At 42.0% G+C, this 12,411-nt stretch carries 10 protein-coding genes and 2 pseudogenes; all 12 read right to left on the bottom strand.

All coding sequences use genetic code 11. From position 1 onward, the window contains the following. Entirely contained in the window at positions 1 to 300 is a 300-nt protein-coding gene (locus AC5FX4_RS14480; protein ID WP_493607065.1) for a hypothetical protein, read from the bottom strand. Then, positions 290 to 718, bottom strand: coding sequence for a flagellar export chaperone FliS (gene fliS, locus AC5FX4_RS14485; protein ID WP_493607066.1), 429 nt, complete (start codon positions 716 to 718; stop codon positions 290 to 292). The genes AC5FX4_RS14480 and fliS overlap by 11 nt, the downstream gene beginning before the upstream one ends. A gap of 11 nt (positions 719 to 729) precedes the next feature. Further along, a complete protein-coding gene (gene fliD / locus AC5FX4_RS14490) occupies positions 730 to 2,145 on the bottom strand; it encodes a flagellar filament capping protein FliD (protein ID WP_493607067.1) in 1,416 nt (471 codons plus the stop codon). Between the two features lie 25 nt (positions 2,146 to 2,170). Further along, positions 2,171 to 2,590, bottom strand: a complete 420-nt coding sequence (locus AC5FX4_RS14495; RefSeq protein WP_493607068.1) for a flagellar protein FlaG — start codon at positions 2,588 to 2,590, stop codon at positions 2,171 to 2,173. 85 nt (positions 2,591 to 2,675) lie between these two features. Next, a complete protein-coding gene (locus tag AC5FX4_RS14500) occupies positions 2,676 to 3,638 on the bottom strand; it encodes a flagellin N-terminal helical domain-containing protein (RefSeq protein WP_493607069.1) in 963 nt (320 codons plus the stop codon). Between the two features lie 161 nt (positions 3,639 to 3,799). Then, positions 3,800 to 4,078 (bottom strand): annotated as a pseudogene (locus AC5FX4_RS14505) (flagellin); the annotation flags it as partial. 107 nt (positions 4,079 to 4,185) lie between these two features. Continuing rightward, positions 4,186 to 4,765: pseudogene (locus AC5FX4_RS14510) on the bottom strand (flagellin N-terminal helical domain-containing protein); the annotation flags it as partial. 959 nt (positions 4,766 to 5,724) lie between these two features. Next, the gene (locus AC5FX4_RS14515; RefSeq protein ID WP_493607070.1) at positions 5,725 to 6,687 is read right to left on the bottom strand and encodes a flagellin N-terminal helical domain-containing protein; all 963 of its coding nucleotides are present in this window, start codon (positions 6,685 to 6,687) and stop codon (positions 5,725 to 5,727) included. A 322-nt stretch (positions 6,688 to 7,009) separates the two neighbouring features. Next, positions 7,010 to 8,221 (bottom strand): flagellar hook-associated protein FlgL, encoded by a 1,212-nt coding sequence (gene flgL / locus AC5FX4_RS14520; protein ID WP_493607071.1) that lies wholly within the window; start codon positions 8,219 to 8,221, stop codon positions 7,010 to 7,012. 6 nt (positions 8,222 to 8,227) lie between these two features. After that, positions 8,228 to 10,228, bottom strand: a complete 2,001-nt coding sequence (flgK, locus tag AC5FX4_RS14525) for a flagellar hook-associated protein FlgK (protein ID WP_493607072.1) — start codon at positions 10,226 to 10,228, stop codon at positions 8,228 to 8,230. A 1-nt stretch (position 10,229) separates the two neighbouring features. Further along, positions 10,230 to 11,207 (bottom strand): flagellar assembly peptidoglycan hydrolase FlgJ, encoded by a 978-nt coding sequence (flgJ, locus tag AC5FX4_RS14530; protein ID WP_493607073.1) that lies wholly within the window; start codon positions 11,205 to 11,207, stop codon positions 10,230 to 10,232. A 104-nt stretch (positions 11,208 to 11,311) separates the two neighbouring features. Further along, positions 11,312 to 12,406, bottom strand: a complete 1,095-nt coding sequence (locus tag AC5FX4_RS14535) for a flagellar basal body P-ring protein FlgI (RefSeq protein WP_493607074.1) — start codon at positions 12,404 to 12,406, stop codon at positions 11,312 to 11,314. Between the last annotated feature and the right edge of the window lie 5 nt (positions 12,407 to 12,411).

Consider the following 12,411-nt stretch of genomic DNA (forward strand, 5'->3'; position numbering starts at 1 on the left):
TTACCGAAACTGCTTGTAAATATTTATTTTTTTGCTGTTTTTTTGGTGGTCGATAAGATCTTTTTTAGTTGCTAATTGGCTGTCTAACGCTTTACGAGCTAACCCCTCGTAAACACTTAGCAACTGTTGCAGAGCTTGGAATTCTTTTTCTTTAATATTAGAAGGTTCAGCAAAGTACTGCTCGAGTTTTGTGGCAATATCGCGTTCAACCGCACACGCTTCTTCAATTTCACCGTCTTCTATATTTTTTTCCAGCTTTTCAAGCTGCTCCTGCAAAGCTGTAATTGCATCAACCGACATTAGTACTCGCTTGACTTTCAGAGATCGTTTTATGTCTCACATCCGCAGGAATAGCATCCCAAGCCGACTTAATTTCTTTCAGTAAAGTACCAACTTCTTCAACTAGCGTTGGGTCATTTTTGATTGTTGCATCTAATAGTCTGTCAAGCATATACGAATACAAGGCATATAGATTTTCAGTCACTTCACCGCCCACTTCAAAGTCTAGGCACCCTCTTAATGCCTCAATGATGGCTGACGCTTTCGAAATATGTTCAGCTTTCGCTTCTAGATGACGCTTTTCAATCGCAACCTTAGCGTGCACTAATTTCTCAAGTGCACCAGCCATTAGCATCTGGATCACTTCATATCTATCAGCGCCTGCAATTTGGGTTTTCAGTGCCTCTTTTTGATAATTTCTAACTTTTGCATTGTACATGGTAATACCCTCTATGATTTAGACTTTGTAAAGCCAGGTAAATTAGCAAGTTGTGCGCCCAAGTATGATTGTGTTTGCTGCATTTGCGCTAACAAAACATCTAAACCAGCGTATTGCTTACGCAAACGCTCCTCAAGCGAAGCCATGCGAAACTCATGATTAGCGACATCATCTTCCAAATCGTCTAGCTGACCATTTAAGTTGGTTTCACGCTCTTTAATCAAACCGCCAGAGTCTACATAACCTGCTATCAAGGTTTCTAGCTGCTTGGCTACACCATTATCACCAGCAAAAGCTGTGCCAATATCATCAAAATTAGTATCCATAGCCTCATTAAGACTACGAACGAGAGACGTTTTTTGCAAATAACCTTCTTTATCTACGCTAATACCAATATCGAAGATAGACTCAAACGGACCTGCATCTGTTAAAGGGGTCGAAAGTGTATTAACTAACTGGCCACTCAACGAACGCATTGACGCATCACCATTCAACGGTTTACCAACTCGGGTTTGAAAACCAATATTACCCACTAGGTTATTGTAAGCAGACACAAACTCATCAATCAGTGTATTAACAGACTCTCGGTCGTATTCAACACTTAGTTTTGCAGTATCATAAATACCTGCCCCCGCAGTTTCTTCACTTTGTTCAAGTGCTTTTATCGTCATGTCTTGAACGGCGTCTTTAAAGGTATTTGTGCTATTTTGCACTTCCAAACCATCGATGGTAATAATCGCATCTTGCGCTGACTTAGTGCTAGACATACCACCGGTAGATAAGTCAAACGCAGTGGTCGTGACCGCATCTAGCTCTGAGGTGTCTCCAGTAACTGTCAGATCATTGAGTTCACCTGTAACGTTTGATGTTAAAACTAGCTTAGACCCCACCGTCCCAGTATTTACAATATTCGCAGTCACGCCGAAGTTATCGTCAGAGCTATTAATTGCATCTCTAAGTTCGGCAAGCGTTGCACCCGCAGAAAGCGTCAAGTCAAACGTCTTGTCTGTCCCAGCTTTGAAGGTTAAAGTACCACCTGAAGCTGTAACAACACTGTCGACTGTCGAAAAAGCATCATCTGTAGATTCTAAACGGCTACCTTGTGCTAATTGCTTAACAGCGACATCAAATTGACCTACCGAGATATCAGACGTTGGAGTAACACTGATTATATTGCCAGTAGAAGGCTGTGTTATATTTGCAGTACGTTTACCGAAGTTGTCAATATCAGCTAGCTTTTTCACAATGTCTTGTAATTTAGACATAGCTGATTTGACTTCGCCTATTGCCGATAACTCTACCTGCAGACGTTCTTCTTTCTTGACGAAAGCCGCCATTTTTGGGCGGTTTTCGGCATCAACGGAAGCCTTGATAATACTTTCTAAATCAAGACCCGAGCCGATACCCGCAGATGTAATAAGTGGCATAAGCTACCTCCAACTTCAGTTAAACTTAGGCTGTTCTATCGAACAAAAAGCCTTTTCCATTTAATTTATCGGCAAATTCGTCCAAAGCTTTAGCAACCGCTCTGAACTCCTCCGACGGGATCTCCCTGATCACTTTATCATTATCTCTATCAATTACTCTGATAAAGGGTGGATCACCATCTTCGTCAAATTCAAATGACAAATTAGTCGACGTAACAGGTATAAATTCATTAAGCTTTTCAAGATTTTGCTTAACTTCTTTAACCAGTTCTTGTCTGTCTTTTTGCGTATCTAGCTGCTCACTTTGCGGTTGCGCCTTACTTTCTTCCGAACTTGAGGCTTTTTCAACCGCACGTGCGGTTTCCTGATTCTTCACTTCACTCAATTGAGATGAAGGTGAAGTCAAAACATTGACAGCTAAACTCGAAGAGTCAAAATCTTTCATTTAACACCTCCCATATCACCTAAAGTATAGCATACGCCAAATCCGGATAGAGTGCACCCGGACTGGCTGTACGCATTAAGCTACATTACCCTAGTAGAGATAATGCTACTTGCGGGCGTTGGTTAGCCTGGCTCAAGATTGAACTACTTGCTTGTTGTAAGATTTGCATCTTAGTTAGCATTGCGGTTTCTTGAGCGAAGTCGGTATCTTTGATACGAGATCTTGCAGCTGTTAGGTTTTCAGCAACGTTTGATTGGTTACGGATAGTAGATTGGAATCTATTTTGTACCGCACCTAACTCTGCACGTTTTTTATCTACTACCGCTATCAACTGGTCCATACCTGCAAGCACCGCTTGAGCATTTGCTTGTGATGATACAGAGATACTCGTCGCTTTAAATACTGTCGCAAAACTCGTATTACTTGCGCTAGCACCAACAGTTGAACTAATCGTACCTGCTACCGCACTCAGCGAAGCCCCTGTTACACCACTGGCAACACCAGCGATACCTGACAATGTAAAACCACCGTTTGCAGTGATCGAGTTCGCAGTTCCACCAACATCTTTCATGCTGAAACCGATAGTTTGAATCGCATCAGCACCAACTTGGAAGTTAGCGTTGTATGTACCATCTAGTAAGTTTTGACCACCAAAAGTTGTATCCGCAGCAACGCGGTTTACTTCTTTTGCAAGAGATTGGATCTCTTCTTGAATAGCCAAACGGTCTTCATCTGTGTTTGAACCGTTTGATGCCTGCTGTGCAAGCGTACGAATACGCTGAAACATTGAAGTAGTCTCATCAAGTGCACCTTCCGCAGTTTGCGCGAGTGAAATACCATCGTTAGCATTTCGGATACCTTGATTTAGACCATTGATCTGACCCGTTAGACGGTTTGATACCTGCATACCCGCAGCATCGTCAGATGCGCTGTTAATTCTGAAACCCGATGATAATCTTTTGAAAGATGTATCAAGCGAATTTGCTGAACTATTTAGCTGTCTTTGTGCGTTCAAAGAACTCACATTCGTGTTTACATATAAAGCCATAATAGCCTCCGCTTCTTTGATAAATTGGCTACTAGCGGGATACCCCTACCCTGCTACTAACCCAATTAGAGTCCTAGATTTATAGTTCTCTAGCTCATCTATCGGCGACTGAAGCGGAAGCTTTAGCTTTATTTGCAAATTTTTTTATTATTTTTTAAATTTTACCCTTGTAGCAAGCTCAATGCAGCCTGAGGTCTTTGATTTGCTTGACCTAATATGGTTTGACTTGCTTGTTGTAAAATTTGGTTTTTGGTTAATTTCGCTGTCTCAAGTGCAAAATCTGCGTCTTTAATTCGCGATTTCGCTGCTTCTAAGTTCTCAGAAATATTCGCTTGGTTACGAATGGTTGACTGAAATCGGTTTTGAACCGCACCCAATTCTGCACGCTTTTTATCAACAACAGCGATCAACGCGTCCATACCAGCCATTACTGCCTGCGCATTTGCTTGAGATGATACTGAAATACCTGAAGCAGTATAAACACCCGCAAAATTATTGGCAGATGCTGAAGTGCCTATTACGGTACTGATTGTACCAGCCACAGCACTCAATGCCGCGCCCGTTACACCGCTCGCCACCCCTGCTACGCCTGAAAGAGTGAAACCACCGTTAGCAATCAGTGAGTTTGCAGTACCACCCACATTTTGCATACTAAAGCCGATTGTTTGAATTGCGTCAGAGCCTACTTGGAAGTTTGCCGCATAGCTACCATTGAGTAGGTTTTGTCCACCAAAGGTGGTATCGCTTGCCACACGATTCACTTCCAATGCCAGTTGGCGAATTTCTTGCTGAAGTGCTAAGCGGTCTTCATCGGTATTTGAACCATTTGCTGCTTGTTGCGACAACGTACGAATACGTTGGAACATATTGGTAATTTCATCCATCGCGCCTTCTGCTGTTTGCGCCAAAGATATACCATCATTTGCATTTCGGTTACCTTGATTCAAACCGTTAATTTGCGACATCAAACGGTCTGAGATTTGTAAACCTGCGGCATCGTCAGCTGCACTGTTAATACGCAACCCAGATGATAAACGCTTAAATGAAGTATCTAGTTCTAATCCTGAGCTAGTTAATTGTCTTTGTGCATTTAACGCACTGACGTTAGTATTTACAAATAAAGCCATAACTCTTTCTCTCTTATCAAACTAGAGCTGTTTAAAGCTCATATTTATCATGTGAGTACAAAGCGTCACTTCATTCTCTTACATCTTGTTGTGTAAGATGGGGCAAATAATTGCCACCTTGTACTCTTGATTCATTTGTACTCAGAGAAAGCAAGTGTTGGGCCAAAATGTTCCAACTCATTCATCACAATTTTTTCAATCACTTTTCACCAAGTGTAATAAAGCTAAAAAACAATTAAATATCATAACCTTGAAAAAATAACTTATTACTCTTCTCTATAAAAAACATGAATATATCCAGTTGCATCTCAAGCCTGATTGTACCCAATAAGTATTTTTACCCACGGAATTTTGACAACTACAAAGGCGTGCTTATTTAGCTATTGCCGCCGACTGTTGCCGCAATAACCAGATTCGTCACGTATTCAGAGAAACCAGATCCCTTGCGAATGACATGCTGTTTTATCTAAGCCTGCTTTATAGACAACGGTGATTTAGGTAAACCTCCAATAGTTGTGAATGAATGTATAAACGATCGATATAAACCATGTGTTCCAATATTTTTGAGACCCACTTTTTCTATCATCCTAATAGGGGAAGTGGTGTTTTACACATGCTTATTGCACAGCCTTATTACTGTGGCGTCTGGAACAGCCGATGGCAAAACCGTATGTGTATCCTTTTATGTGGCGAAAAGAAGATGAAGAGCGATAGTCAAATTAGTGAGTTCAACTAGCTTAAAAGTTTGAAAATAAAAAAGGGCCCTAAGGCCCTTTTTTGAAGTTTGAGAGTGAGTGTCAATAAATTAGCATAAACATTGGCATAGCTTATGCTTATAAATACTTGTTCATTGAATTGATGAACAAACTTGGATTTAAAGTACTCCGCTTTTTTGTCCAAACTCGGTGTCCGTGTTAATACCCCATCAAGCACGGACACCCATTCTATTTGTTCCTAACTTATCCTAGTAGACTTAGTGCCGCCTGAGGACGTTGGTTAGCTTGGCTCAAGATTGTTTGGCTAGCTTGTTGTAAGATTTGCATCTTAGTTAAGTTTGCTGTTTCTTGAGCAAAGTCAGTATCTTTGATACGTGATTTCGCTGCCGATAGGTTTTCAGAGATATTTGACTGGTTACGGATTGTAGATTGGAATCTATTTTGTACCGCACCTAATTCTGCACGTTTTTTGTCAACTACCGCAATCAACTGATCCATACCTGCAAGTACCGCTTGAGCATTTGCTTGTGATGATACTGAGATACTCGTCGCTTTAAATACTGTCGCAAAACTTGTGTTACTTGCGCTAGCACCTACAGTTGAACTAATCGTACCTGCTACCGCACTCAGCGAAGCCCCTGTTACACCACTGGCAACACCAGCGATACCTGATAGAGTAAAACCACCGTTAGCAACCAGTGAGTTGGCAGTACCACCCACATTTTGCATGCTGAAACCGATTGTTTGGATAGCGTCGGCACCAACTTGGAAGTTCGCTGAATATGAGCCATCAAGCAAGTTTTGCCCACCAAATGTGGTATCAGCTGCTACTCGGTTTACTTCTTTTGCAAGAGATTGGATCTCTTCTTGAATTGCTAGACGGTCTTCATCAGTGTTTGAACCGTTCGCTGCTTGTTGAGACAGCGTACGAATACGTTGGAACATTGATGTTACTTCGTCCATTGCACCTTCAGCAGTTTGTGCAAGAGAGATACCGTCGTTTGCGTTACGGTTACCTTGATTTAGACCGTTAATTTGCGAAGTTAAGCGGTCTGCGATTTGAAGGCCGGCTGCATCGTCAGCTGCGCTGTTGATGCGAAAACCTGAAGATAAACGTTTGAACGATACGTCAAGTGCGTTACCTGAGCCATTTAATTGTCTTTGTGCGTTCAATGAACTTACGTTAGTATTTACATAAAGTGCCATGATAGTTCTCCCAATGTAAACTTTTGGTTTACTCTCAAACTTAAAACTTTAAGCCTTCGACTTTATTTTTAATCTCCAGCTTGGTTACTTAAGTTATCGGAAGACAAAAAAAATCCTTTAGAACTTTTTTCAAAAAAAACATAACCACATGATTTTAAATAGTTTAAAGTTTACATCTAAATAAAATGAGAAATAATAAAAATCAACTCTAAATGTCTAGTTACAATAGTATATGTGCATGAAAAGTGAGAATTATTTATTCCCACCATTGAGAAAAGTAAGCAATAGAGAGATATGCTGCCAAAACTATGGCAGCAATAAATTATCGGATGTAATCCAGTAAAGATAAGTTTGATAAGCGACCAAAAGTAGCCTGTGAAGCTTGAAGTGCTGTTTCGTGTTTAGTCAACTCGGTGATGGCTTCAGCCATATCTAGTTCAACTAAGTTGGCTTTGGATAATTTATTATTGATATCCAAGTCTGCATTCGCCGTATCAATTCTTCTGGTGGTGTTTAACCGCCCACCTAAAACTGACTGAGTTTGCGACACCAAGTTTTTTGCGTTATCTAAACCCACACTCGCGTCGGCTAGCTTCTGCTTATACTCCTCTGCATTTAAGGTAGAGTCTTTGACCGTGGCAATTAAATCTTCAAGTGTGTTCAACACATTTTGCTTTCCCGGCTGCTTTAAATCAAAAGTAATTGTCGCAGGCGCGCCGGTAAATTTAATTTCCATCCCTTTAACGTTAACCTTGCCATCACTAATATTCCCCGAATCAATGACGGTACCAGCAAACTCGAGATCGTATGTCGTTGCAGAAGTTGGGATGATACGCACCTGATTCGCGTTCGCAGGCGCAGAAGGATCGGCGTTGTAGTTTGCTTTATGAAAACTATCAAATGCGCCTTGCTGATTAATGTAAACGGTCGCCCCCGCAGGAGTTGAAGTGCTGACATTCAAGCGCTGTGCAGCTTTTTCAAACACATCGAAACCATTGTCACTAGACTTGATGCTAATACCTTCACCAATTTTAATATTGTGCTGACCTTGATCACCTTCGTAGTCATAACGACCGCTCACAGGGTTAAGCACATATGCTTGTTGACTATCTTTATAGCCTGCAAAAATATAACCGCCATCTTCTGACTTGGCATTCATCATTTCAAAAATGGCGTCTTGCAATGACTCCAGCTCAGCCGCTAAAGCACCTCTTTTATCTGCATCAGACAAAGCACCATTACCCGCTTGAACCGCGAGTGTTTGCGCTGATGTAATTGCATCCTTAATACTCTCGAGATAGCTTTCTTCAGTCTCCAAACGACTACTGAGCCTTGAGTTGCTCTTAGCAAACTGTTCATTAGATTGAATTTTATCGGTGTATAACATCGCACTTGCAATAGCTGCAGGATCATCAGACGCAGTTAATACGCGTTTTTGTGTATTAACTTGTTGCTGTGATCTATTCACCTCTTCTTGATTATTCAAGATGCTATTGAGATTATTCCTGAACATCAGGTTGTTTGATAATCGCATAACTAATTACCTCGCTGCACTTAACAACGTATCAAAAACAGTACGTGCTGCTGAAATGATTTGTGCTGAAGCCGAATATGACTGCTGAAAACGCAGCAAGTTTGCCGCTTCTTCATCCAAATTTACGCCAGAAATTGATTCAAACCAAGCCTCTGACTGCGCCGCCAAAGCTTCGAAAGCTGTGCTATTTGTCTTGGCTTGGTTGGCTATGACACCCACTTCAGTGACTAAACCTGAATATGCCTCATTGAAGGTTTTCAAATTGTCGGCACTGGCGACAACTCCCTGACGGACCAACTCACTATTTTGTAATTGACTCAAAGCTAGGCCATTGCGGTTATCATCGAAACCATCGGTGTTCACAACCACCTCAAAGACATCACCTGTAGCAGGTAAGCCTTCAATATCAAAATCAAAGCCATAGCTACTGTACCCACCACCAGCCGTTGCAAGCGCATTTTTGCCTGGTGGTGGAATAAGCACTAAATTTGTGCCGTTTACATCTGTGATTTGATATTGATCTGCAACTGCCGTTTTCCTTATTATCATAGTGCCTTGGGTCATGCCAACTGCGGTCCCTGCGCCTCCAGAGAAATTGGTTCCCGCCGTCACTACGCCTGCACTGATAGATGCATTACCAATATTATTTAAACCCAGTTGCGTCTTTATTGGTGACGCAAGAGCTAAGCTCTCTGGCCTATCAGTTGCAAGCTCTAGCGATCCTGCTGCAATAGAGTTTAATTTTACAGTAAATTGGTCACCTGTGGCCGGAGTCCCCGTCACAGTCATATCTAAACCAAATGATTCACCTGATATAATAGTACCTGAGTTGATGGCACCTGCGGTGACATTCGCTGTTGAAGGTGTACCTATTACATTTCCTTCGCTGTCGATTGCAGAAATTTCAACCGTTGTCGCTGTTAAAAATGTCACCTGAAAATCAGTGGCTGGCAACGAGCTACCTAATCCAGCTTCTATTGTCGCATTTACGACACCAGTACCAGTATTACTTTGAAACGCATAGCCTTGTACGGTTGGAATGCTGAAAATATCACCACCAAAATTGCCGTCTAAGTCCATACCTAGCGCATTTTGCTGATTAACCGCATCTGCAATAGCAATACCTATTTGGCCAAGCCTATTCTGTGCTGGCTGTAAAATTTCGTCACGAAATGCTAATAACCCACCTATTTTCCCTTTTAATGAGCCTAGGTCCACATCCAACGCGACCGCACTTCCGCTATTAACGTCTAGCTTGAGATCTTTAACATTAGGATCTGGATCACCATCAAGTGCAAACGCATTGAATGTACCATTTTCCATTACAAGCGCTTGGCCAGAACCAAGAAATACAAGCTTCTCGCCGTTCGGCCCGTCTAAGGTTTCAACATCGACCAGTTCTGACAAGTCGCGGATCGCTTGATCTCGTTCATTCAGCAAAGACAAAGCCACTGTGTGATCATCTTTGGTATATGTGGAAGCAACCTTATTATTAAGCTCACTGACTTTTTCAATAAGCGTATTGGCCTCTTTCGTGTACAGTTCTAACTGCTCGTTTACGACACTTTTTTGGTCAAATACGATATTCGATAAACGATGCATTTGCTGAACTAAGCCTTCAGCAGAATTCATAAATAATGAACGAGAAACCGTTGAAGCTGGTTGGTTCATGGCTTCTTGTAAGCTGTTGAACATCGTATTGATACTGGTACTAAGACTATTCGATTCTTCAGCAAACAAAGTATCGATACGCGACGAGTCATTGACAAACTGATCGTAGTACGTCTTGTTCGACATATCACGATTCAACTGCTTTGCAGCAAAGTCGTTGATTAGCCTTACAGTTTCAGAGCGGCCCACCATGTTACCCACGGTCGTCGCATGCTCCGTACGCTCACGTATATAACCTTTGGTGTTTAAATTGGATATGTTTCTACTGGTTGTTTGCAGTAGCTCCGAGCTGGCGCGTACACCACTCGTACCAATTTGCATAAGATCAAAAGACATCTTAATTTACTCCTCGACGAATTAATGATGTGAGCATCTGCTTAAACTCGCCACGCTGTAACACGTTCTTAATTTTATCGGCATAATTAGGATCAGTTGCATAACCAGCTTGCTGCAATGCGTCTAAATACTGACTCGGCTGCTTCACTTTTTGCAGTGCCTCTTCATAGCGTGGGTTACTTTGTAAGAACGCAACATAATCGTTGATACTGTCTTTGATTGAGTCATACGCTCTAAAACTCGCTTGTTTTTGCACAGGTAAACCTTGCTCAAATTCCAACGTCAACTTCTTGGCGCTTTCACCTTGCCATGCTTTATCTGATTTAATATTGAATAAGTTGAAACTACTTGAACCATCAGGCTTGGAAATAACATGTTTGCCCCAACCTGTTTCTAATGCGGCTTGCGCGATCATAACAGCTGGATTCAAACCAATTTTGTTAGCCGCTTCTTTCGCATGTTCCCATAGAGATTCTACAAATGATGCGGGATCATCAAACACGCTTTTCTGCTCATCATCTCCGGATACGCTAGCTTGAACAGCACTCGAGTTATCTTGTTTATCAGCTGGCATTTGCCCGTTCGCAATCTTATCACTGGCTAAATTGGCATTAGTGCGGATCACTGAGGCAGGCGTATAACCATCTGAGTTTGGCGATAATTGCTGCACAATTAAATCTGCCAACCCTAAGCTGCCCTTACCCGCTAACTCTACCGAAAGTTGTTGATCGTGCATTTCTTCAAAAAACTTGACACTACTAGAGTTAAACGGGCTATCTTTATCTTCCATAGCCTCATTGGCTTTACGCATACTTTTGAGCAGCATCTGTGTAAAGATCGACTCAAACTGCTGCGCCGCTTTTTTCAAAGCTTCATTAGACGCTTTTTGATCGGTGCCGCTTTTCAAGGCATCTTGACGTAACGAGTTCAGATCGCCTAAATCAAAAAAGTTCTGTTTGTCTAACGGATTGGTATTCATCAGCTCAACGACACGTTAAAAATTCATAGTGATATAAATGCAAAAACTGAGCCAAAAAAAAGCCCCGACTAATCGGGGCTAACTTATTGATTAAAAATAACTCTTTATATGACGACTAATTGACCATTGATTGCACCGGCTTCTTTTAACGCTTCTAAAATCGCCATTAAATCGCCAGGTGCCGCGCCCACTTGGTTAATCGCTCTAACCAAATCATCTAGGCTAACACCGGGGTCAAATACAAAGGCACGAGAGTCATCCGTATTCACGTCAATGATACTTTGCTGCGTTACCGTGGTTTCTCCTTCACCTAAAGGTTGAGGCTGAGATACATTTTGTTGTTCAGCAATGGTCACGGTTAAACCACCATGTGTGATAGCCGCAGGTTGTAGCTTCACATTTTTACCAATGACGATGGTACCTGTTCGTGAATTAACAATAATTTTGGCGGTGGTGTCTGCCGGTTTAAATTCTAAGTTCTCAAGTGTAGAAAGATAAGCTACGCGCTGCGATGGATCTCTTGGCGCGATAACACGCACCGATGCAGCATCCATTGGTTTTGCGCTGTTTGGACCAACCAACTCATTAATGGTATCAGCTAGTCGCTTAGCCGTTGTAAAGTCGGGGCTATTCAAGTTAAAAGTAATATGATCGCCTTGTGTAAATGGGCTTTTTACCGCTCGCTCCACAATAGCACCATTGGGTACTCTACCTACTGTCGGGGTATTAATAACAACACGGCTACCATCCATGCCCTCAGCACCTAAACCGCCAACAATCAAACTACCTTGTGCTATTGCATATACGTTACCATCAACCCCTTTCATAAAGGTTTGTAGTAAAGTACCGCCACGTAGACTACCCGCACTCCCGATTGAAGAAACCGTAATATCAATTTTTTGACCTGGTTTTACAAAAGGTGGTAAATCCGCATGTACCGCAACAGCGGCGACATTTTTAATTTTTGGTTTCAAGCTCGCGGGCATGGTAATACCAAAGCTACTCAACATCGCCTTAAAACTTTGCTCAGTAAAACGGCTCTGCTCCCCAGTACCCGGCAAACCCACCACCAAACCATAACCTACCAACTGGTTTGAGCGAACGCCCTCGACCATACTAACGTCTTTAATGCGCTCTGCATTAGCACTTGCTGACAGTACACTGCCTACCAATACGCCAAGTAATATTAACAATCTCATTGTCT

The organism is Pseudoalteromonas sp. ATL1 (assembly GCF_058933015.1).